This window comes from Lichenihabitans sp. Uapishka_5 (genome assembly GCF_033947565.1).
GTDB lineage: Bacteria > Pseudomonadota > Alphaproteobacteria > Rhizobiales > Beijerinckiaceae > Lichenihabitans.
In genome coordinates, this window is record NZ_JARPVX010000068.1 from 1 (window position 1) to 21,265 (window position 21,265).

Annotated in this window: 22 protein-coding genes, 1 pseudogene and 1 riboswitch; of the genes and pseudogenes, 10 read left to right on the forward strand and 13 right to left on the reverse strand. The window is 68.6% G+C overall.

What is annotated here, in order from left to right; all coding sequences use genetic code 11:
* Positions 1-136: 136 nt before the first annotated feature.
* Positions 137-631 carry a CAP domain-containing protein gene (locus P7D22_RS17705; RefSeq protein WP_319935577.1) on the forward strand — a complete coding sequence of 165 codons (495 nt, stop codon included), beginning with the start codon at positions 137-139 and terminating at the stop codon, positions 629-631.
* 209 nt (positions 632-840) lie between these two features.
* Here P7D22_RS17705 and P7D22_RS17710 read toward each other — a convergent pair whose 3' ends face one another.
* From P7D22_RS17710 to ureC, 10 genes and pseudogenes are all read right to left on the reverse strand, one after another.
* Positions 841-1,458, reverse strand: coding sequence for a thiamine phosphate synthase (locus tag P7D22_RS17710; RefSeq protein ID WP_319935578.1), 618 nt, complete (start codon positions 1,456-1,458; stop codon positions 841-843).
* Positions 1,455-2,225, reverse strand: coding sequence for a thiazole synthase (locus P7D22_RS17715; protein ID WP_319935579.1), 771 nt, complete (start codon positions 2,223-2,225; stop codon positions 1,455-1,457). Before P7D22_RS17715 ends, P7D22_RS17710 begins: the two co-directional genes overlap by 4 nt.
* A gap of 4 nt (positions 2,226-2,229) precedes the next feature.
* Positions 2,230-2,427, reverse strand: a complete 198-nt coding sequence (thiS, locus tag P7D22_RS17720) for a sulfur carrier protein ThiS (protein WP_319935580.1) — start codon at positions 2,425-2,427, stop codon at positions 2,230-2,232.
* Complete coding sequence (locus P7D22_RS17725; protein WP_319935581.1) at positions 2,424-3,392, reverse strand: FAD-dependent oxidoreductase; 969 nt, start codon at positions 3,390-3,392, stop codon at positions 2,424-2,426. The genes thiS and P7D22_RS17725 overlap by 4 nt, the downstream gene beginning before the upstream one ends.
* Positions 3,393-3,430: 38 nt before the next feature.
* Positions 3,431-3,549: riboswitch (TPP riboswitch) on the reverse strand.
* A 28-nt stretch (positions 3,550-3,577) separates the two neighbouring features.
* Positions 3,578-4,123: a GNAT family N-acetyltransferase gene (locus tag P7D22_RS17730; protein ID WP_319935582.1), complete on the reverse strand. Its 546-nt coding sequence runs from the start codon at positions 4,121-4,123 to the stop codon at positions 3,578-3,580.
* Positions 4,124-4,134: 11 nt separating this feature from the next.
* The gene (ureG, locus tag P7D22_RS17735) at positions 4,135-4,758 is read right to left on the reverse strand and encodes an urease accessory protein UreG (RefSeq protein WP_319935583.1); all 624 of its coding nucleotides are present in this window, start codon (positions 4,756-4,758) and stop codon (positions 4,135-4,137) included.
* Positions 4,755-5,417, reverse strand: a complete 663-nt coding sequence (locus P7D22_RS17740; protein WP_319935584.1) for an urease accessory protein UreF — start codon at positions 5,415-5,417, stop codon at positions 4,755-4,757. The genes ureG and P7D22_RS17740 overlap by 4 nt, the downstream gene beginning before the upstream one ends.
* Before the next feature lie 2 nt (positions 5,418-5,419).
* Positions 5,420-5,911: pseudogene (gene ureE, locus P7D22_RS17745) on the reverse strand (urease accessory protein UreE); the annotation flags it as partial.
* 110 nt (positions 5,912-6,021) lie between these two features.
* Positions 6,022-6,333 (reverse strand): metal-sensitive transcriptional regulator, encoded by a 312-nt coding sequence (locus tag P7D22_RS17750; protein WP_319935585.1) that lies wholly within the window; start codon positions 6,331-6,333, stop codon positions 6,022-6,024.
* A gap of 204 nt (positions 6,334-6,537) precedes the next feature.
* Entirely contained in the window at positions 6,538-8,250 is a 1,713-nt protein-coding gene (gene ureC, locus P7D22_RS17755) for an urease subunit alpha (protein ID WP_319935586.1), read from the reverse strand.
* 319 nt (positions 8,251-8,569) lie between these two features.
* On the opposite strand from ureC, the gene rph reads away from it, so the two are divergent.
* On the forward strand, positions 8,570-9,298 hold the full coding sequence (rph, locus tag P7D22_RS17760) for a ribonuclease PH (RefSeq protein WP_319935587.1): 729 nt from the start codon (positions 8,570-8,572) through the stop codon (positions 9,296-9,298).
* Positions 9,299-9,321: 23 nt separating this feature from the next.
* Positions 9,322-10,233 carry a DMT family transporter gene (locus P7D22_RS17765; protein WP_319935588.1) on the forward strand — a complete coding sequence of 304 codons (912 nt, stop codon included), beginning with the start codon at positions 9,322-9,324 and terminating at the stop codon, positions 10,231-10,233.
* Positions 10,234-10,381: 148 nt separating this feature from the next.
* On the opposite strand, the gene P7D22_RS17770 is transcribed toward P7D22_RS17765, so the two are convergent.
* The 3 genes from P7D22_RS17770 to cpdR all read right to left on the reverse strand — a co-directional run bounded on the left by P7D22_RS17770 (position 10,382) and on the right by cpdR (position 12,183).
* On the reverse strand, positions 10,382-11,089 hold the full coding sequence (locus P7D22_RS17770; RefSeq protein ID WP_319935589.1) for a phosphatase PAP2 family protein: 708 nt from the start codon (positions 11,087-11,089) through the stop codon (positions 10,382-10,384).
* 8 nt (positions 11,090-11,097) lie between these two features.
* Entirely contained in the window at positions 11,098-11,733 is a 636-nt protein-coding gene (locus P7D22_RS17775; protein ID WP_319935590.1) for a short chain dehydrogenase, read from the reverse strand.
* 72 nt (positions 11,734-11,805) lie between these two features.
* Complete coding sequence (cpdR, locus tag P7D22_RS17780) at positions 11,806-12,183, reverse strand: cell cycle two-component system response regulator CpdR (RefSeq protein ID WP_319935591.1); 378 nt, start codon at positions 12,181-12,183, stop codon at positions 11,806-11,808.
* Between the two features lie 235 nt (positions 12,184-12,418).
* Between cpdR and P7D22_RS17785 the strand changes: the two genes are divergently transcribed.
* The 7 genes from P7D22_RS17785 to P7D22_RS17815 all read left to right on the forward strand — a co-directional run bounded on the left by P7D22_RS17785 (position 12,419) and on the right by P7D22_RS17815 (position 20,628).
* A complete protein-coding gene (locus P7D22_RS17785) occupies positions 12,419-12,754 on the forward strand; it encodes an antibiotic biosynthesis monooxygenase family protein (RefSeq protein ID WP_319935592.1) in 336 nt (111 codons plus the stop codon).
* Positions 12,755-12,767: 13 nt separating this feature from the next.
* A complete protein-coding gene (locus P7D22_RS17790; RefSeq protein WP_319935593.1) occupies positions 12,768-12,998 on the forward strand; it encodes a hypothetical protein in 231 nt (76 codons plus the stop codon).
* Positions 12,999-13,338: 340 nt separating this feature from the next.
* The gene (gene murI / locus P7D22_RS17795) at positions 13,339-14,301 is read left to right on the forward strand and encodes a glutamate racemase (RefSeq protein WP_442916108.1); all 963 of its coding nucleotides are present in this window, start codon (positions 13,339-13,341) and stop codon (positions 14,299-14,301) included.
* A 50-nt stretch (positions 14,302-14,351) separates the two neighbouring features.
* On the forward strand, positions 14,352-15,569 hold the full coding sequence (locus P7D22_RS17800) for a TCR/Tet family MFS transporter (RefSeq protein ID WP_319935594.1): 1,218 nt from the start codon (positions 14,352-14,354) through the stop codon (positions 15,567-15,569).
* A 93-nt stretch (positions 15,570-15,662) separates the two neighbouring features.
* Positions 15,663-16,298: a TetR/AcrR family transcriptional regulator gene (locus P7D22_RS17805; RefSeq protein WP_319935595.1), complete on the forward strand. Its 636-nt coding sequence runs from the start codon at positions 15,663-15,665 to the stop codon at positions 16,296-16,298.
* The gene (locus P7D22_RS17810; protein ID WP_319935596.1) at positions 16,295-17,491 is read left to right on the forward strand and encodes an efflux RND transporter periplasmic adaptor subunit; all 1,197 of its coding nucleotides are present in this window, start codon (positions 16,295-16,297) and stop codon (positions 17,489-17,491) included. The genes P7D22_RS17805 and P7D22_RS17810 overlap by 4 nt, the downstream gene beginning before the upstream one ends.
* A gap of 8 nt (positions 17,492-17,499) precedes the next feature.
* Positions 17,500-20,628, forward strand: coding sequence for an efflux RND transporter permease subunit (locus P7D22_RS17815; RefSeq protein WP_319935597.1), 3,129 nt, complete (start codon positions 17,500-17,502; stop codon positions 20,626-20,628).
* The last annotated feature ends 637 nt before the right edge of the window (positions 20,629-21,265 follow it).

Consider the following 21,265-nt stretch of genomic DNA (forward strand, 5'->3'; position numbering starts at 1 on the left):
GGCCTCGACCGCTCGGCCCTCGGGGCCACGGCGCGGCTGACCGCCGACGTCCGGCTGCCGACCGAGCTTGGCCCGGTGCGGGCCTATGTGTCGTTGCGCAGCCACAATGGCGCCGATCGGGACAACCGCTGACGCCATGATGCGCCGCCTCCCTCGTCTTGTTCGCTCGGTCGGCGTGGGTCTGCTGCTGGCCGGGCTAGCCGGATGCGCGTCCGTGCCGGTGGCGCCCTCGGGACCGATCGGCGCCGTGGCGCTCGACCGTGCCACGGCGGAACAGGCGGTGTCGGCCTACCGCCGGGCGCACGGGCTTTCGGCGGTGGAACTCGACCCGGCCCTGACGGCCGTGGCACAACGACAGGCCGACGCCATGGCGGCCGCGAACCTGCTCAGCCACGAAGTTGCGGGCGCGCTGCCGGCCCGTTTGGCCGCCAACGGCGCCGACCGGCGGGCCGCGGTAGAAAACGTGTCGGCCGGCTACCCGAGCTTTGCGGCCGCGCTGGGCGGCTGGCAGCGCTCACCCCACCACAACGACAACCTGCTGTTCCCGCCGATGCGGCGCATGGGCATCGCGGCAGCATCAGCGCCCGGCACGCGGTACAAGACCTTCTGGTCGCTGGTGATGACCAACTGAGGCAAAGCTTCAGGGTCGATACCAAGCGGTCAGGGTCATCCCTCATTCCGGACGAAGCGAAGCGGAGATCCGGAACCGGTGTGCTTCAGCGACCCAGGTTGAAGCACACCGGTTCCGGGTTCGGCTTCGCCCCCTCCGCTGACCACCCCGCCTGCTACACAGGCGTGGCCCCTGGCCAGCTCCGCCCCGGAATGAGGAATAACAGAGCCTTACGCCACCTTCTGCGTGGCCAGCAGCCAGGCGCCTGTGCGGGCTTCTGGGTCGGGATGGGCCACGATGTCGCTCACCACGGCGACGCAGTCGGCACCGGCCGCGAGGCAGCCCGGCACCCGTTCGAGCGAGATGCCGCCGATCGCCACGAGGGGCCGGCTGCCGACGAGGCGCTTCCATTCGCCCAGGCGTTCGAGCCCTTGCGGAGCCCAGGGCATCACCTTGAGGGTGGTGGGGTAGACGGGCCCGAGCGCCACGTAATCGGGATCGGTCGACAGGCCGCGTTCGAGTTCGGCATGGTCATGCGTGCTGACGCCGAATTTGAGCCCGTGCCGACGCAGGGCCTGCAGATCCGCGCCGTCGAGGTCCTCCTGGCCGAGGTGGACATAGCTGGCACCGGCCTCGATGGCGGCCTGCCAATGGTCGTTGACCACGAGTTGCGCGCCCGTGCCGGCGCAGGCCGCGAGGGCCGTCGCGATCTCGCGCGCCACGAGGGCCGGATCGTCGCCCTTGTGGCGCAACTGAATCAGCCGGGCCCCGGCCCCGACCAGCCGGGCCACCCAGGCGGCGTCCGGCACGACGGGATAAAACGGGTCGATCGCCTGATAGGCCATCATGCGAGCAACGCCTTTCCGAGCACCGGGGTCGAGGGGGCCGCCATGTCGCGCATCTCCATCGGATCGGCCTCGAAGCCGAGGCGGCCGGCCGCGATGGCCTTGGCAAAGGCTTCCGCCATGCGGACCGGATCGCCGGCCTTGGCCACCGCGGTGTTGAGCAGGATGGCGTCGTAGCCAAGCTCCATTGCGGCCGCCGCATGGGACGGCAGACCGATGCCGGCATCCACCACCAGCGGCACATCGGGGAAATGCGCCCGCATCGAACGCAAGGCGTAAGGATTGTTAAGGCCGCGGCCGCTGCCGATCGGTGCGCCCCAGGGCATCAACACCTGGCAGCCGGCCTCGAGCAGGCGCTCCGCCACCACGAGGTCATCGGTCGTGTAGGGGAACACCTCGAACCCGTCGGCGCACAGGATGCGAGCCGCCTCGACGAGCCCGAAGACATCGGGCTGCAGGGTATCGGCCTCGCCGATCACCTCGAGCTTGATCCAGGGCGTGCCAAACAGTTCGCGGGCCATCTCGGCCGTGGTGACGGCCTCCTTCACCGAATGGCAGCCGGCCGTGTTGGGCAGCACGGTCGCGCCAGTGTCGCGGATCAGGGTCCAGAAATCCTGCCCCTGGCGCTCGGCGGCGCTTTCCCGGCGCAGCGACACCGTCAGGATCTCGGCACCCGACGCCCGCACGGCTTCGGCCATCACGCTGGGGGATGGATAAAGCGCCGTGCCGAGCAGCAGGCGCGAGCCGAACGTTTTGCCGTAGAACTCCATGGTGTCAGCCTCCCTGGCGTGGTGCGACGACCTCGATGCGATCGCCATGCGAGAGGGGCGTCGCGGCGCGGGTCCGCACGGGCACGAAGGTGCCGTTGAGGGCGGTCGCGACCTTGGCGTCCGCGAGGCCGAGCGCCTCGACCAGTTCGGCCAGGGTGGCGGCCGCATGGTCGGCCGGCTGGCCGTTGATGGTGAGCGTCATGCGGACCTCATGGGGAAGAGCGCCTCGGCGGCCTGGCGGGCGAGCCAGGGCGACAGGAGAAAGCCATGGCGGTGCATGCCGTTCAGGCGCAGCACGCGGCCGTCGCGCACCAAGCGCGGCAGGTTGTCGGCATAGGCCGGGCGGACCCCGGCGCCGAACTCCAGGATGGCGGCTTCCGCAAAGGCCGGGTGCAGCGCATAGGCGGCGTTCAGCAACTCGAGCGCCGAGCGGACCGTCATCGGCCCGGCGGCATCGCTCTCGATCATGGTGGCTCCCACCATGAAGCGGCCGTCGCCACGCGGCACGATATAGAGCGGAACGCGCGGGTGCAGAAAGCGGACCGGCCGCGACAGTGTCACGTCGGTGGTGCGCACCATCACCATCTCGCCCCGCACGCCGCGCAGGGCCGGCAGCCTGTCGCGCCCCGCGACCCCGCGGGAATCCACCACGGCATCGGCCTCGACCTCGGCCTCATCGGCCGAAACGCCGAGCCGCACGGCGGCACCGTGCGCCACAAGCCCCACCGCGAGGCTGCGCAGGGCGGCGCGGGGATCGAGGTGGGCTTCGTCGGCGAAGAACAGACCCTGGCGAAAGCGACCTTCGAGGTCGGGTTCGAGGGCCGCGACGCCAGCGGCATCCAGGGTCGTAAAGCCCGAGGTACGGCGGGCGAAGCGCTGCAGTTCGGCCGCGTCACGGGGTGGCGTCACCACCAGGGTTCCGGCCTGCACCGTGCCGGCAAAATGCTTCGGCCACCAGTCGAGCGCCAAGCGGCCTTCCGCCAGCACGGCAGCGTCGGCGCCTTCGCGCTCGCACCAGGGGGCCAGCATGCCGCCCGCGTACCAGGAGGTGGCGCCAGCCCCGATCTCGCGGCCACGCTCCAGCACCGTCACGCTGGCGCCGCGCTCCATCAGTTCTGTTGCGGCCACGAGCCCCGCCGCGCCGGCGCCGATCACGGTCACGTGCATCGGCGCGCGCTCGTGACGCAAATGGCTTTCGGATCGCTTCGCATCTCGGTGTCCGTCCCTCCGCCGGCATGATCCGGATCAGGTGATAAGGGTCAATCGCGCCGCGTTGCAGTCAGCGATCTCTCAGCCCCTTGGCGGGGCTCCCCTCGGCAGTCCGCCGTGTTTCCGCAAAACTCGACGACAGGTCAAGATGTGGGAATGAGAAGCCGCGATTGAAAGCCCCGGGGTCGGGCGAAGACCTCCATGCTGGCGGCGCCATAGCGGGCCGTGCCGGTGCGCTGGTAGCCCACGGCCTCGGCGATGCGGATCGAGCGCGCATGCGCCGGCCGGATGATGCAGCAGGTTTCATCCGCCGAAAGGTGGGCGTCGGCCCAATCGAGCACGCCCGCGACGGCCTCGCGGGCAAAGCCACGCCCCTGGGCGGCCGCGGCCAGCACCCAGCCGATCTCGGGCCGGTCGCCGAGGCTTGGCTCGATGGCGCGGCGCAGGGTCTGGAACCCGACGTCGCCCACGAAGCCGCCGTTCGCCGTTTCGCGCACCGCCCAATAGCCGTAGCCGAGGGCGTGCCAATGGCCGATGTGGCGCAGGGTGCGGGACCAGACCTCCTCGGCGCTCAGCGGCTGGCCGTTGCCGATGAAGCCCATCGTGGCGGGATCGCCCCAAAGCGCCGTGCAGTCCGCCACATCGTCGAGCCCGATGGGACGCAGCAGGAGACGCTCCGTCTCGATCACCGGCCCCATCCTCAGGCGGCCGGGGCCAGACCGCCCTTGGCCACGATGAAGTCCACCACGCGCTCGAGCCCGTCGCCGGACTTCATGTTGGAGAACACGTAGGGCTTGCCGCGCCGCATGGTCACCGTGTCGCGCTCCATCACGTCGAGCGAGGCGCCGACATAGGGGGCGAGGTCGGTCTTGTTGATGACCAGCAGGTCCGAGCGGGTGATGCCGGGGCCGCCCTTGCGCGGGATCTTCTCGCCGCCCGACACGTCGATGACGTAGATGGTCAGGTCGGCGAGCTCGGGCGAGAAGGTGGCGGCCAGGTTATCGCCGCCCGATTCGATCAGGATGAGGTCGAGAGCGGGAAAGCGCTCGTTCATCGTGTCGATGGCGGCAAGGTTGATCGAGGCATCTTCGCGGATCGCCGTATGGGGGCAGCCGCCCGTCTCGACCCCCATGATGCGATCGAGCGGCAGCGCTTCGGCGCGCGCCAGGATCTCGGCATCCTCGCGGGTGTAGATGTCGTTGGTGATGGCCGCGATGTCGTGCGTGCCGCGCAGCCGCTTGCACAAGAGCTCCATCAGGGCGGTCTTGCCCGAGCCGACGGGGCCGCCGATGCCGACCCGCAAGGGGCCATGGGATGCGCTCATGAACGGAACAACCTCGAATACAGCGTTTCGTGGCGCAGGGCCGCGACATCGGATTGCTGCGCCGCGCCGCCGAGGTCGTCAAGCGTCGCGGTGGCCGCAAAGGCCGCGATCTCGCGCACGGCCGGCACCGTGCCGGCCAAGACCCGCAGGCCGCCCGTCTGCCCCACGACGCCGAGCCGGATGGCCGCCGACACGAGGTTGGCCACGAAGCCATGCGCCAGCGCTTCGAGCGCGGCACCGAGCGGAATGCCGGCCCGGCCGCAGGCGCTGCCGTAGGCGACCGGATAAGCGAGGTCGCCCGAGGCCGGCCAGGCCGGCACGGCTTCGGGCCAGGCAGCCCGGATCGCGGCCGCGAAAGCCTTGCCTTGGCCGGCACTCTCGAGGTGTCGCTCCCGCGACGGGCACAGCGCCAGGGCCAGGTCGTTGAGGCTCGCCAACGCCACCGCCTCTCGGGCCTGCCAGGCCGCCGCGGCCAGGATGCCATCGTTGCGGGCGGCCCCATGGCGCAGCAGCCCGTCGAGCCAGTCCGCCAATGTGGCGGCATCGGCGATGCGACCCTCGTCGGCCGCGGTTTCCAGGCCGTGCGAATAGGTGAAGGCGCCGACCGGAAAGGACGGCGACGTCCAGCTCAGCAGCCGCAGCAGCGCTTCATCGGCCATCAATGCGGGTGGGCGTGATGGTGCGCGCCATGGCCATGATCATGGGCCTGCGTGCCGGTCGCATGGCTCGACGCATAAGCGCCGCCTTCCGGGTTGAACGGCGCCTCGATGGTCCGCAGACGAGCGCCGAGGCCTTCCAGCATCGCCTCGATGACGTGGTCGCGGCGGATGCGCAGCGCGTTCGGCCGGATCTCAACCGGCAGGTGACGGTTGCCGAGGTGCCAGGCGAGACGCGCCAGGGCCTCGACGCTGGCGGCCCGCACCTCGACCATCGGCTCGGGAGCCGCCACCACCTCGATCCGGCGTCCGTCTTCCAGTTCCAGCACGTCCCCGCCGCGCAGCAGCACCGCCTGCGGCAGGTCGAGCAGAAAGGCGATGCCGCGCGTGCCCTTCAGGGCAAGGCGGCGGCGATGGCGATCGTCGAAATCCAGCACGACGGCATCGTGGCAGGCGGCGCCGCCCGGCGTCACAACCCGGATCGCCCGAACGGGCATGTCCTGGCCCGACGATCCAGCATGCTCATTCATGGTTTTCGAAACCCATTCGACCGGAACGCGACGTGGCGTCGGCGCTTGTATCGGGCGGTCGCGCGGAGCGCCAGACCTCAGACGATCCGGAAAGTGCTTCGCAGAAGATCGACGAGGCGCTGCAGGTCGGCGTTGTCGGCCGGCACGCCGGCCATGCCGGCGACTTGCCCCTTCACTTCCTGCGAGATCGACAGCAACGCCACCTCCCGCAAGGCTGCGATGACGGCGTTCACCTGCTGGATCTGCTCCACCGTGCCACGATCGCCTTCGGCCATCTGCCGCAAACCTCGGACCTGGCCTTCGATACGTGCGAGGCGCTGCAGAATGGCTGTTTTTTCGCTCACGTCGCGCTTGGCCTGAATTCGCTCTTCGATGACATCCACCCGCATGGCTGGTGCTGAGCCCCACGTTCGAGCAGCGCCCCATCGAGGCGGCTGCATAATGATTGCACGAATATTCTAAAGCGATTTATCGATTCTAAATGCAAAGTCGCCGCAGCAAATGCCGACTGACCTTGGCAACACCCAAAATTTACTGCCGAATATGACATAGAGCAATGATTTTTTAACATTTCCTTATGTCAGAGACGCCAGTCAAAACAGAAAGAAACGCTGCGCCATGGGCAGCACGCTGGCCGGCTCGCAGGTGAGATGCACTCCGTCCGCCTTGACCATGTAGGTTTCCGGATCGACGTCGATCGCCGGAGTTGCGTCGTTGTGAATCATGCTCGACTTGCGCAAGCTTCCGCGCGTGTTCTCGACCGCCACCAGAGGCTTCGTGACGCGCAGCCGCTCCGCGAGCCCGGCCGCAACGGCTTGCCGCGACACAAAGGTCAGGCTTGTTGCCGCGACGGCCCGCCCGAAGGCGCCGAACATCGGGCGGTAATGCATCGGTTGCGGGGTCGGGATGGAGGCGTTCGGGTCGCCCATCGGGGCGGCCGCAATGGCGCCGCCCTTGATAATCAGGTCGGGTTTCACGCCGAAGAAGGCAGGCGACCACAAGACGAGGTCAGCGAGCTTACCGGGCTCGATCGAACCGATGTGCTTCGACACGCCATGCGCGATCGCCGGGTTGATGGTGTATTTGGCGATGTAGCGCTTCACCCGGAGGTTGTCGGTGCCGTCCCGCTCCCCGGCCAAGGGACCGCGCTGGCGCTTCATCTTGTCGGCCGTCTGCCAGGTGCGGATGATGACCTCGCCGACCCGGCCCATGGCCTGGCTGTCGGACGACATCATCGAGAGCGCACCGATATCGTGCAGGATGTCCTCGGCCGCGATGGTTTCCTTGCGAATGCGGGATTCCGCGAAGGCGAGGTCTTCGGGGATCGACGAATCGAGGTGATGGCACACCATCAGCATGTCGAGGTGTTCGTCGAGCGTGTTGACCGTGAAGGGCCGCGTCGGGTTGGTGGAAGACGGCAGCACGTTGTCGAGCCCCGCCACCGAGATGATATCGGGCGCATGGCCGCCGCCCGCACCCTCGGTGTGGAAGGCGTGAATGGTGCGGCCCTTGAAGGCCTTGATGGTGTCCTCGACGAAGCCCGACTCGTTCAGCGTGTCGGTGTGAATCATCACCTGGATGTCGTGGTCGTCGGCGACCGACAGGCAGTTGTCGATGGCGGCCGGCGTGGTGCCCCAGTCTTCGTGCAGCTTCAGCGCGCAGGCGCCGGCCTCGACCTGTTCGACGAGGCCACGCGGCGTCGAGGCATTGCCCTTACCGGCAAAACCGAGGTTCATCGGAAAGGCGTCGGCCGCCTCGATCATGCGGGCGATGTGCCAGGGCCCGGGCGTGCAGGTAGTGGCGAAGGTGCCGGTCGCGGGCCCCGTGCCGCCGCCCAGCATGGAGGTGACGCCCGACATCAGCGCTTCCTCGATCTGCTGCGGGCAGATGAAATGGATGTGGGTATCGAAGCCGCCGGCCGTGAGGATCTTGCCTTCGCCGGCGATGACCTCCGTGCCCGGCCCGATGATGATGTCGACGCCAGGCTGGATCTCCGGGTTGCCGGCCTTGCCGATCGCCGCGATACGACCGTCCCTGAGCCCGACGTCGCCCTTCACGATGCCCCAATGGTCGAGGATCACCGCGTTGGTGATGACCGTGTCGACCGCACCTTCGGCCCGCGAGGCTTGCGACTGCCCCATGCCGTCGCGGATCACCTTGCCGCCGCCGAACTTCACCTCGTTGCCGTAGGTGGTGAAGTCACGCTCGATGCCGATGAACAATTCGGTGTCGGCGAGGCGGACGCGATCGCCCACCGTCGGGCCGAACATGTTGGCGTAGGCTGAACGGGAAAGCGTGCTGGCCATGCGGTGAAAACCCCTCGGCCGTCACAATAGTCCGGGTCGACGAAAACGGAAGGCTCGTTTTGCTCAGCGCCTGAAGAAGATTTCAGCCAGGCACACAAGGCTCCCACGCGGCCAAAAAAATACCTCCGTCAAGCAGGGCTCGACGGAGGCTCAAGTGCAGGTCTTTCGAGATCCAAATCATCCAGGCCGGGTTTTAGTTCCGTTGCGCCGCGTAAAGGGAGCCTGTGCCAATCCGAACCACCCGGTTCGGCCTGCGCACCCGCCCGAGGTTGCGGGCGCGGGCGTTCCCGCCTACAGCGAAAACCACCAAGGAGACCCCATGCGACCGTCCAAGCGTGCCGCCGATGCCATGCGATCCGTCACCCTCGAGCGTGCCGTCGCGCGCTATGCCGAAGGCTCGTGCCTGGTGAAGTTCGGCGACACGCACGTGCTTTGCACGGCGACGCTCGAAGACAAGCCGCCGCCGTGGTTGCGCGGCCAGGGCCGCGGCTGGATCACGGCCGAATATGCCATGCTGCCCCGCGCCACCCTGACCCGCACCCGGCGCGAGTCGACGTCCGGCAAGCCGTCCGGCCGCACCCAGGAGATCCAGCGCCTGATCGGGCGCAGCTTGCGGGCCGTGGTCGACCTTTCGGCGATGGGCGAGCGGCAGATCAGCATCGATTGCGACGTGCTCCAGGCCGATGGCGGCACGCGCACGGCCGCCATCACGGGCGCCTGGGTGGCGCTGCACGATTGCCTCGCCTGGATGCGCCAGCGCTCCATCGTCAAGGAGATCCCGCTGCGCGACCACGTGGCGGCGGTGTCCTGCGGCATCGTCAAGGGCGCGGCGGTGCTGGACCTCGACTACCAGGAAGACTCGGCCGCCGAAACCGACGCGAATTTCGTGCTCACCGGCCGCGGTGGCCTCGTCGAGGTGCAGGCGACGGCCGAAGGCGCACCCTTCACCGAAGATCAGCTCGCCGCCATGCTGGCGCAGGCCAAGACCGGCATCGCGCAACTGGTGGCGCTGCAGAAGGACGCGACGGGCAGCAAGATCGGCGACTGAGGCCCGGGGCTACCGCGTCCGGCATGTCCCGCTTCGGTGCCAATGCCGCCCTGCTGGGCGCCGCCGCGATCTGGGGCGGCGGCTTCATCGCCCAGGCGGACGCCATGCGGGGGGTGGGGCCGCTGTGGTTCACGGTGCTGCGCTTCGGCCTCGCGGCCGCCGCGATGCTGCCGCTCGTCCTGGCCGAGCGCCGCTCTGCCGGCCGCCGCTTCGATCGGCATGACGGCATGGCGCTGTTGGCCATGGGCGTCGCATTCACGGCCGCGTCCCTGCTGCAGCAATTCGCCATCACCCGCACCAGCGTCACCCATGTCGGGTTCCTGACCGGGCTCTACGTGCTGTTCGTGCCGCTGCTCGGGGCCGCGCTGCTGCGGCAGGGGCCGCATGGGCTGGTGCTGTTGGCCGCCAGCATGGCGCTCGGCGGAACCTGGTTGATCGGCGGCGGGCTTGCCGGGCTGAATGGCGGCGACGGCCTTGCGGTCGGCTGCGCGCTCGGCTTCGCGGCGCAGATCCTGCTGGTCGACCACGTGGTCCGGCGCACGGGCCGGCCCGGAACCGCCGTGCTGGTTCAATCGCTGATCTGCGCCGGGCTGACGCTTCCGGCCGCGCTCAGCCTGGAAACGCTGTCGGTGCAGGCACTTCCGGCCATCACCCCCGCGCTGCTGTTCGCCGGCGTCATGTCGGGCGGCATCGCCTTCATGCTGCAGGCGGTCGGCCAGCGCGGTACGGCGCCCAGCGTCGCCGCCGTGATCCTGATGAGCGAATCGTTGTTCGCGGCGCTGCTGGCCGTGCTGCTGCTCGGAGAACGGCTGCCACCCGCCGGATGGCTCGGCTGCGGGCTGCTGTTCGCAAGCCTGGTGCTGGCCCAGATCGGCCAGGGACACTCGGCGCCGGCCCATCCGGCGGGCGAGGCTCCGTCGGATCGGCTTGGGTAATGTCTGCGGCGTTGCCGTTCCGTTTCTGCACATGATCCCCGGTGCCCAGCACCTACGCACTGGCGACCGCCGAGTTGACCGACGTCAGGGCGGCCATCCGCAGCGCGTTGTCGGCACCTATGGCTGGGGGCTCATGGCCGCGTGATCCTCAGGGCGCGTCCCGGCCCGGCAGAACAGCCGGGCGACGCGGCCTGAAGACGAGCCACGCGGCCCACAACACCCACCAACTGAACACCACGGCGAAGACCGCATCGCTGAAATAATGGCCGCCGAAGGCCATGCGCAGCCCGCCCGAGGCGAGCGCGAACGCGAGGGAGGCCGCGATGGCGACCGCCCGCCAGGGTGGCGGCACCAGCAGCGCAGCGCCAAGCGTCCAGGCGCTGGTGGCGCCTTCCCCCGACACGAAGGAACAATTGCGCCGGCAAGCGCCATCGAAGCGGTAGAAGGGTCGGAAGGGCTCGTCGCCGCCGAAATCCGTTGTCTGATAAGGGCGCGGGCGGTGCGAATGGTCCTTCAACAAGGTGTTGGCGATCAAACCCGGGCCGATCGCGAAGCTGATCACGAGGAACAGCACGCCCCGCCCCGAGGGAGCCCACAGGCCGCCCTGCCCGAAGCGGCGAAGCGCATAAAGGCCGACCATTCCCAACAGAACACCGGTCGGCACCCAATAAAACAGCTTGCGAACCGCGCTGCCGAGCGGCGCATCGCCGACGAAATGCGTGCTCCCGCGGTAGAACAGCCCCGCCACCGCGAGGTCGATGCCCGGCAGGAGACCGAACACCAACGCGGCCAGCACGGTGGCGCCCACCAGCGCGGCAGCGAGGACCAGAACGGTCGGCATGGAACGCGGGGGCACGGGTCGTCTCAATAGCCGACCTTGAACACCTGCCCGGTACCGATGCCTTCGACGCTGCGGCAATAGGCGAGGGCAGCCGCCGCGACCGGCACCGGCGGGTAGCCGCGGAAGAAGGCGCCGTAGCTGTCCATCGACTCGGCAAAGACCGTCGGGCTGACGAGGTTGAGCCGCAGGCCGCGCGGCAGTTCGCAGGCGGCGGCGCGGACGAAGCTTTCGAGGGCGCCATTAACCATCGCGGCGCCCGATCCACCCGGAATCGGATGGTCGGCCAGGATGCCCGAGATCAGCGTGATCGAGCCGCCGTCCCGCAGCGTGGCGCGGGCCGCCAAGGCCAGATTGACCTGCCCCATCAGCTTGTTGGTGAGGCCGAGCCCATAGGCTGAATCAGCCAGCGGTCGCGGCATGACCTTCGCCAAGGCAGGGAAGTTCGTGGTGCCGGCCGTGCAGCAGACCGCATCGAGCGGGCCGGCCGCCTCGAAGCCCCGAAGGATGCTGGCCGGGTCGGCGATGTCGATCTGGAGCGCACCGGTCTTCGAGCCGGCCCGGATCACCTCGTGACGTGGGCTCAGGGCCGCATCGACGGCCTGCCCGAGGACGCCCGAAGCGCCGACGAGAAGAATGCGAAGGCGCGGCTGGTCCGACATCGGCGAGGCTCCCGGGATGAAGCCGCAGCCTTAGCGGAAAGTCACGGCCCCCGGAAGAACCCGCGCGTCGGCTCAGGCGGCCAGAAGCCGCTGCACCTCGCCGACGAGGTCCTTCAGGTGGAAGGGCTTCGACAGGATCTTGGCATCGCGCGGGGCGTTGTTGTCAGGGTTGAGCGCCACGGCCGCGAAGCCCGTGATGAACATCACCTTGATGTCGGGATCGAGCTCGGTGGCGCGACGAGCCAGCTCGATGCCGTCCATCTCGGGCATCACGATGTCGGTCAACAACAGCTCGAAAGGCTCTTCGCGCAAGCGATGATAGGCCGACAGGCCGTTGTCGAAGGACGCCACGGTAAAGCCGGCATTCTGCAGCGCCTTGACCAGAAAACGACGCATGTCGTTGTCGTCTTCGGCCAGGAGGATGCGGGTATTGGGGTCGGCCTTGTCCATGACGTGTCCCTTGGGGTTCGGCCGACACTAAGGAGCGTCATTGGTTAATTTCAGTTAAACCGCTTTCGGTTCCTTCGATCGATGCAAGGCTTTTCTGGCCGGTGTGGCGCTTTTCCCGCGCCGTCCCACGCGGACGGCCGCCACTGGCGCGCGACCTTTGCGCTCTCGGCCCGCGACGGGGCCTGACGGCCGGCCAGGCCCAGGCTAGGATGATGGCCTGCAGAAAGGTGTTCCGATGTTCATCGCCATGAACCGCTTCAAGGTCATCAAGGGTGAGGAGGCGACCTTCGAGGCGCTGTGGCTCAACCGGGAATCGCATCTCGACAAGGTGCCGGGCTTCGTCGAGTTCCACATGCTGAAGGGGCCGGAGCGCGACGACCACGTGCTGTATTCGTCCCACACGATCTGGGCCGACCGCCGGGTTTTCACCGATTGGACCAATTCGGAGCAGTTCCGCGCCGCCCATCGCGGCGCCGGCAGCAGCAAGCCGATGTATCTCGGCCATCCCGAATTCGAAGGCTTCGAGGTGATCCAGACCGTGACGTCGTCGCGCCACCAGCCTGCCGACTAGAAGGAAGCCCACGATGACGGAACTGTTGGACCGGGCGATCGCGAAGGTCCGAACCCTTCCCTTGAGGGCGCAGGACGATCTGGCTTCCATGCTGCTGGCTTATGCCGAAGAAAACGACGCTACGCCCGTGCAGCTGACAACGGCGGAGGCGGCCGAGATCGCGGAAGCCGAGGTCGAAGCTCAGCGCGGCGATTTCGCTTCGGTCGCGGACATGCAGGCCCTTTGGGCGAAATACGGCGGTTGAACGTCCACGTCACACGCAGGGCGGCCGGCCAAATCGACCAAGCTCTCGCATCGCTCTTCGTGCGGTCGTCGCTGGGTGCGTCTCGGGTGAGGACGCGCCTCGTTGCGGCCTTCGAGATGCTGGCCACCCATCCCCCTTGCCGGGCGATTGACCGATCGGCCTCACGTAAGGCGACTTCTGATCGCCCCATTTCCTTATTTCGTATTCTACAGAGCGGACCCACATGCCGTCGTGATCCTGGGTTTCAGGCATGTGGCGCGTCAACCAAACTAACGGCGGCGAAAACCCGCCGTTAAGCACCGGCTTGCTGTAATGGCCTCCCGGGCCGTAAAGCAGGTGCATGGTGTTTGATCTCGTGGCAGGCGCGAAGCAGCGGTTTCCGCTGCCCCCTTCGACGGCGATGACCCGGCCGGCCCGGATCGTTGTGTTCGATTCCGGTCTCGGCGGGTTGACCGTGTTTCCCGCGGTGCGCCGCATCGCCGGGGCGGCGGCGCTGATCTATGTGGCCGACGACGCGGTGTTTCCCTATGGCGGCCTCGGCGAGGCCGCGGTGCTGGTCCGCGTCGAAGCCGTGATGGCGGCGCTGATCGCCGCCCACCGGCCCGAAATCGTGGTGATCGCCTGCAACACGGTTTCCACCCTGGTGCTGCCGCAGCTCCGGGCGCGCTGGCCCGACGTCGCCTTCGTGGGCACCGTGCCGGCCATCAAGCCGGCCGCCGCAGCATCGCGGTCCGGCCTCATCAGCGTGCTGGCGACCCCCGGCACGGTGGCGCGCGACTACACCCATACGCTGATCGACGCTTATGCGGCCGGCTGCAGCGTGACGCTGGTGGGGGCGCGCCGCCTCGCCACCCTGGCCGAGCGCGTCATGCGGGCCGAGCCCGTCGTCGACGAAGACCTGCGGGCCGAGATCGCCCCCGCCTTCGTGGAGCGGGAGGGCCGGCGCACCGATACCGTGGTGCTGGCCTGCACCCATTATCCCCTGGTTCTGTCGCGGCTCGAGGCCGTGGCGCCCTGGCCCGTCACCTGGATCGACCCGGCCCCCGCGATCGCGCGGCGCGTCGGCCGCCTGCTCGACGAGCGGAAGCCGATGCCGGCCGACCTGCCGCCCACGGGCCCTGCTCCGGTGCTGCTGACCAGCAATACGCCGCCCGGACCGCCGCTGACGGCGTTCCTGGCCGCGCGCGGCCTGCGCTGGGAGCCGAGCCTCGCCTTTGCGGGCCTGCCCGACAGGTCGAGCTTGCCCGACGGTGCGGGCTTGCCCGACAGCTCGGGCTTGCCCGACAAGAGCCCGGCCGCCTAAGGCTGCATCAACCAGAGGGGGCTTGCTCCCGAACAGGGAGCACGTCCGCTATGCTGCGATGGTCCGGGGGGCGTGCCCTCGCCATCATCTTCGTCACCGTGCTGCTCGACATGATGGGCATCGGCATTATCGTGCCGGTGCTGCCATCGCTGATCGCGCGCCTCGCCGGTGAGGGGATCTCCAATGCGTCCGTGATCGGCGGCTGGCTGTTCATGGCCTATTCGGCCACCCAGTTCCTGTGCGGCCCGCTGATCGGCAATCTGTCGGATGCCTACGGACGTCGCCCCGTGCTGTTGCTGTCGATCCTCGGGCTCGGCGTCGACTATCTGGTGACGGCCTTTGCGCCGACGGTCGGCTGGCTGTTCGTCGGACGGCTGCTGGCCGGGCTTTGCGGCGCTTCCTACACCACGGCCTGCGCCTATGTGACCGATGTGACGCCGCCGGCCGACCGCGCCCGCGCCTTCGGGGTGCTGGGCGCCGCCTTCGGGATCGGCTTCGTGCTCGGCCCGGTGATCGGCGGCCTGTTGGGGCATTTCGAGCCGCGCATGCCGTTCTTCGTGGCGGCGGGATGTTCACTGTTGAATTTCGTGGTGGCGTTGTTCGTGCTGCCCGAATCCCTGCCGCGCGAAACGCGGCGGCGCTTCGATGTCCGCCGCGCCAACCCGCTTGCGGCCATGCAGGTGCTGCGCACCCATCCGCACATGACCCGCTGGGCCCTGGCGATCTTCCTCACCTTCCTGGCCCAGGCCGTCTACCCCGCCGTCTGGGCCTTTGCGGCCATCGAGCGCTACCGCTGGGACGCGACGCAGATCGGCCTGTCGCTCGCCTTTTTCGGCATCGTGTCGGCCGTGTTCCAGGGTCTGTTGATCGGGCCGTCGATCCGCCGCATGGGCGAGCGACGCGCCGCCTTCGCGAGCCTGGCGGTGGCGATGCTGACGGCGCTCGGCTACGCCTTCGCGACGGAGGGCTGGATGATCTACGGCCTGATCGTGGCCGGCGGCTTCCAGGGCCTGGCGATGCCGTCCGTTTCGGCCTTGATGTCGCACGAGGTCGAGGCCGATGCCCAGGGCGAACTGCAGGGCGCCGTCGCGAGCCTGCAGGCCCTCGGTTCGGTGGCCGGGCCGCCGTTGATGACCGGGGTCTTCGCGCTCTGCACCAACGGCCGCTTCCCCGTGCAGTTTGTCGGTGCCCCGTTCCTGGTGGCAGCGGCGTTGTTCCTGGTCGCCACGCTGCTGCTGCCCCGCCACCGGCGCCTCGATCCGGCCTAACCGGCCCAACGAGGCGAGCGCGCCCTGCGGCATTCGATCCTACGCATGCGCAGCATCGCGATTCCGCCTCACTTCGGCGTACAAGGTGAGTGAATGAACGTTCACTCACCGCAAGCCGCCCCGCCGGCGAGGGCCGAGATCCCGGCCGAGCGACGCACCGCGATCCTCGACGCGGGAGAGCGCTGCTTCGTGCTGCACGGCTTCCACCGCGCGACGATGCAGGATCTGGCCAAGATGGCCGGGATGAGCGTCGGCAACCTGTACCGCTATTTCCCGTCCAAGGACGCCGTCGTTCTGGCGCTGGCGGAGCGCGACAGGGCCGAGGCCGCGAAACACCTTTGCTGCCAGGACGCGGAACAATGGCCGATGCTGATCGGCCTGTTGCGCCAGCACCTGCGGGCCCCGCGCCAGAAAGCCATGCTGCTGGTCGAGCTGTGGGCCGAGGGCACCCGCAATCCGACCATCGCGGCCATGCTGGAACGGTTCGAGGCCGAGAATCGGGCCTGGGTGGCGGGCGTGCTGGCCGCCACCGGTGCGGTGTCGGACAGCACGGCGGCCGAGCTCGCCGACCGGTTCTGCACGGAATGCCAGGGCATCGCGGTCAACCGGGCGCTGTTCGCCGATTACGACCCCATGCCGCCCGCCGAGCGGCTGATCCGCTTCCTCGAAAACAGCATGGCCGCGGCAAGCGGCGCCGCGCCTGTCCCCTGCCTGGAACCCGTCCGATGATCCGCGCGACCTCGCCCCTGCTTCCCGCCTGCGCCCTGATGGCGGCGCTCGGCTTCGCGACCGTCGCACGGGCCGCCGAGCCGGCCGCCACGAACGCCGAAGCATCCCCGCCAGCCGTCACCGTGGTGCCGGTGGCCGATCGCGAGCTGGTGCTCGAAGCCGTCATCACCGGCACGCTGGTGCCACGGGACGAGGTGCTGGTGTCGCCCGAACTCGACGGCAACCTCGTCACCGACGTGCTGGTGGAAGAAGGCGACCGGGTCGAGAAGGGCCAGGTGCTGGCCCGCCTCGCCCATGACATGCTCGACACCCAGGTGGCGCAGCAGGCGGCCGCGGTGGCGAAAGCCCAGGCGGCGGTGGTGCAGGCGCAGAACTCCATCACCCAGGCCCAGGCCGACCAGACCCAGGGGCGGTTGGCGCTCGACCGCGCCCGCTCGCTGGTGGCGTCCGGCAGCACCACGGCGGCGGCGCTCGACGGCGCCGTGGCCACGGCGCAATCGAGCCAGGGCCGGCTCGGCTTCGCCCAGAGCGGCCTCGTGGCCGCACAGGCCGACCTCGATCACGACCGCGCGCTCGCCAGCGAGCTGGCCGTCAAGCTTGGCAAGACCGCCATCCGGGCGCCGGTCGACGGCGTCGTCAGCCGTCGTGCGGCGCGGGTCGGCATCCGGTCCTCGAACTCCCAGGAGCTGTTCCGGCTCATCGGCCACGGCACCATCGAGCTCGAGGGCGACGTGATCGAGACCCGCATGCCCGAGCTGATGGCCGGCGACCCGGCCCTGGTGTCGATCGGCGATGGCGCGCCCGTGCCGGGCCGGGTGCGGGTGGTCTATCCGGAGGTCGACAAGCTGACGCGGCTCGGCAAGCTGCGCATCACCCTCGGCGACGATCCCCGGCTGCACATCGGCGCCTTTGCGCGCGGCACCGTGGAGGTGCGGCGGGAGCGCGGGCTGGCGGTGCCGGTGGCGGCGGTGCTTTACGGCGACGCCGGCCCGAGCGTGCTGGTGGTGAAGGCCGACAACAGGGTCGAGGCGCGGCCGATCACGACCGGTCTCGTCGACCGCGATTGGGTCGCGGTCACGCGCGGCCTCGACGTCGGCGAACGTATCGTGGCCCGCGCCGGCTCCTTCCTGCAATCGGGTGACATCATCACCCCCGTGGCGCCCGATCCGGCGCTGCAAGCCGCCGCTCGCTGAGGTCCCCCATGCGCCTCAACATTTCCGCCTGGGCGATCCGCAAGCCCATCCCGTCCGTGGTGTTGTTCGTGGTGCTGCTGGTGCTCGGCATCGTCAGCTTCCGCACGCTGCCCGTCACCCAGATGCCGAACGTCGACATCCCCATCGTGTCGATCACCATCACCCAGTCGGGCGCGGCGCCGTCCGAGCTGCAGGCGCAGGTGGCCAAGCCGGTCGAGGATGCGGTCGCGGCGGTCAACAACGTCAAGCACATCTCGTCCTCGATCAGCGAGGGCACCTCCACCACCACGATCGAGTTCCGGCTCGAAACCAACACCGACCGGGCCGTCAACGACGTCAAGGACGCGGTCACGCGCATTCGCTCCACCCTGCCGCGGCAGATCGACGAGCCGATCATCAGCCGCGTCGTCATCGCGGGCCTGCCGATCATCACCTATGCGGCCTCGGCGCCCGCCATGACGCCGGAAGAACTGTCCTGGTTCGTCGACGACACGCTCATCCGCAAGCTGCAGGGCATCAAGGGCGTCGGCGGCGTGTCGCGCATCGGCGGCGTCGACCGCGAAATCCGCGTCACCCTGAAACCCGACCGGCTGCTGGCGCTCGGCGTCACGGCGGCGGCCGTCAACGCGCAGCTGCGCTCGACGGCGGCCGACCTGTCGGGCGGCCGGGCCGAGATCGGCGGCGTCGAGCAGTCGATCCGCACGCTTGGCGCCTCCGACACGCTGCAAAGCCTGCGGGCCACCACGATCGTCATCGCGGGCGGTCGCCAGGTGCGGCTCGACGACCTCGCCGACGTGACCGACACCGTGAAGGAACCGCGCACCTTTGCGCGCTTCGACGGGCAGCCGGTGGTGGCCGTGGCGGTGTCGCGCGCCACGGGCGCCAGCGATGCCGAAGTGGCGGATGGCGTCGCCAAACAGATCGACGGCTTCCGCCACGACCATCCCGACGTGCGGCTGAAGCTGATCGACTCGGCCGTCACCAAGACCATGGGCAGCTATCATTCGGCCATGGACACGCTGCTCGAGGGTGCCGCCCTGGCGGTGCTGGTGGTGCTGGTGTTCCTGAAGGACTGGCGCGCCACCCTGATCGCCGCCATCGCGCTGCCGCTGTCGGTGATGCCGACCTTCTGGGCCATGAGCGCCTTCGGGTTCACGCTCAACGCCGTCAGCCTGCTGGCCATCACGCTCGTCACCGGCATCCTGGTCGACGACGCCATCGTCGAGGTCGAAAACATCGTCCGGCACATGCGGATGGGCAAATCCGCCTACCGGGCGGCGCTCGAAGGCGCCGACGAGATCGGCCTGGCCGTGATCGCCATCACCATGACGCTGATCGCCATCTTCGCGCCCGTCAGCTTCATGGGCGGCATCGCGGGGCAATATTTCATCCAGTTCGGCCTGACCATCGCGATCGCGGTCTTCATGTCGCTTCTGGTGGCGCGCCTCATCACGCCGCTGCTGGCCGCTTATTTCATGCGCCATCATGCCCACGTGGACGAGCGCGACGGCCTGGTGATGCGGATGTATGGGCGGATCGTCGGCTGGTCGGTGCGCCACAAGTGGTCGACGCTGGCGCTCGGGCTCATGCTGTTCGCGGCCTCGCTGGCCTCCACCAAGCTGCTGCCCTCGGGCTTCCTGCCCAAGGAGGATTCGGCCCGCACGGTTTTCGTGGTCGAACTCGCGCCAGGCTCGCGTCTCGCCGAAACCATCGGCACCACCGACCGGCTCGCGGGCGCCATCCGCCGCATCCCCGAGGTGGCCTCGGTCTTCGTCGACGGCGGGCGGCAACTGCCCAGCAAGCTCGACGTTCGCCTGGCCAGCCTGACAATCAATCTCAGTCCCAAGGCCGACCGCGCCCGCGACCAGCAGATGGTCGAAAAGGACATCGCCGCCATCCTGCGGCGCGAGCCCGACATCCGGTCCTGGGCACTGCGCGACAGCGGCCAGCGCGACATGAGCCTGATCGTCGCCGGCCCCGACGAGGCCGTGGTCGAAGAGGTAGCACGCCGCTTCCAGCAGGACGTGGCCAGGATCCCTCACCTCGTCGGCGTGCTGTCGACGGCGCCGCTCAACCAGACGGAGCTGCGCATCCGCCCGAAGCCCGATGCCGCCGCCGACCTCGGCGTCTCGACCGACACGATCGCCGACACCGTGCGGGTCGCCACCATCGGCGACACCGACGTCAACCTGGCGAAGTTCAACGCGCCCAACCGGCAGGTGCCGATCCGCGTCATGCTGCCCGAGGCGGACCGACGGCAGATCGGCGTGCTGGAAAACCTGAAGGTGCCGGCCAAGAACGGTGCCGCGGTGCCGCTCGCCGCGGTGGCCGACCTCAGCCTCGCCCAGGGACCGGGCTCGATCAGCCGCTACGACCGTGCCGTCCGGGTGGCGGTCGAGGCCAATATGGAGGGGTCGGACGCGCTCGGCGCCCTGGTGGACGCCGCCATGGCGACCCCCACCGCCACCCACCTGCCGCCCGGCGTGACGATCCGCCAGACCGGCGACGCCGAAATCATGGGCGAGGTGTTCTCGGGCTTCCTGCTGGCCATGGGCGTGGGCCTGATGATGGTGACGGGCGTGCTGGTGTTGTTGTTCGGCTCGTTCCTGCAGCCCATTACGATTCTGTTCTCGCTGCCGCTGTCGATCGGCGGCGCCATCCTGGGGCTGCTGCTCTGCCACATGCCGATCTCGATGCCGGTGGTGATCGGCATTCTGATGCTGCTCGGCCTTGTGACCAAGAACGCCATCATGCTGGTGGATTTCGCACTGCGCGAGATGGCGGCCGGCGTCGATCGCGTGACGGCCATCCAGGAGGCCGGCCGCAAGCGCGCCAGGCCCATCGTGATGACCACCATCGCGATGGCGGCCGGCATGGTGCCGTCGGCGCTGTCGCTCGGCATCGGGGGTGAATTCCGCGCCCCGATGGCGGTGGCGGTGATCGCCGGGCTGCTGGTGTCGACCTTGTTGTCGCTGATCTTCGTGCCGGCCGTGTTCCTGCTGGTTGACGATCTGCAGCGGGGCCTCACCCGCCTCTTCTCGCGCTTCGTGGGCGAGGCGGACGAGCGGCCTGCCGTGTCGGACGCCGCCGCCGATGGGCCGCGCAAGCCGGGCTGGGATCGTCAGGCGGCCGAGTGAAGCTGCGGTGCGCCGCCGGCGCGCCATGGCGCGTCGCGATGGCGACTGGGGGACCACGGACGATCTCGGGACACTTCACGGCCTCGTGATGTCAACATGTCTTTAGGTAAAGACTTTTACTGACTCCAAACACTGCGCATTCACAGGTCGTCAATAGTATTCATCCGCAATTGAATAAGATTCATGCCGTTAGCTGAGGTCATATCCATCAGGCTGACCTCCATGACATCTTTCAAGATCATCGCCGTCGCGCTGTCGTTGTTCGGCGCCTTCGCGGCTCCCGCCAGGGCGACCCCGATCACCTACGACGTGTCGATCCCCTTGATCGCGGATGGGTCGGGCAGCACGGTGGCGACCGACAGCTTGTTCGGCCAGCTGACCTATGACGACGACCTTTGGACCGGCAGCGGCACCTTTACGATCGCCAGCCTCGCCGGCGAAACGCTGGTCAGCCAGTTTTTTTCCGGCTGGTCGATCCTCATGGATGCAGGCGACGGCGGCCTCGGCGTGTTTTTCGACGCCATGCAGGATGATGGCACCGGGCTTTATTTCAACATCAGCACCGGCACCACGGCCGACACGCTGTCTCTTATACACATCTGACGCTGCCGACGACGGAGAGAGTGTAGTTCTCGGT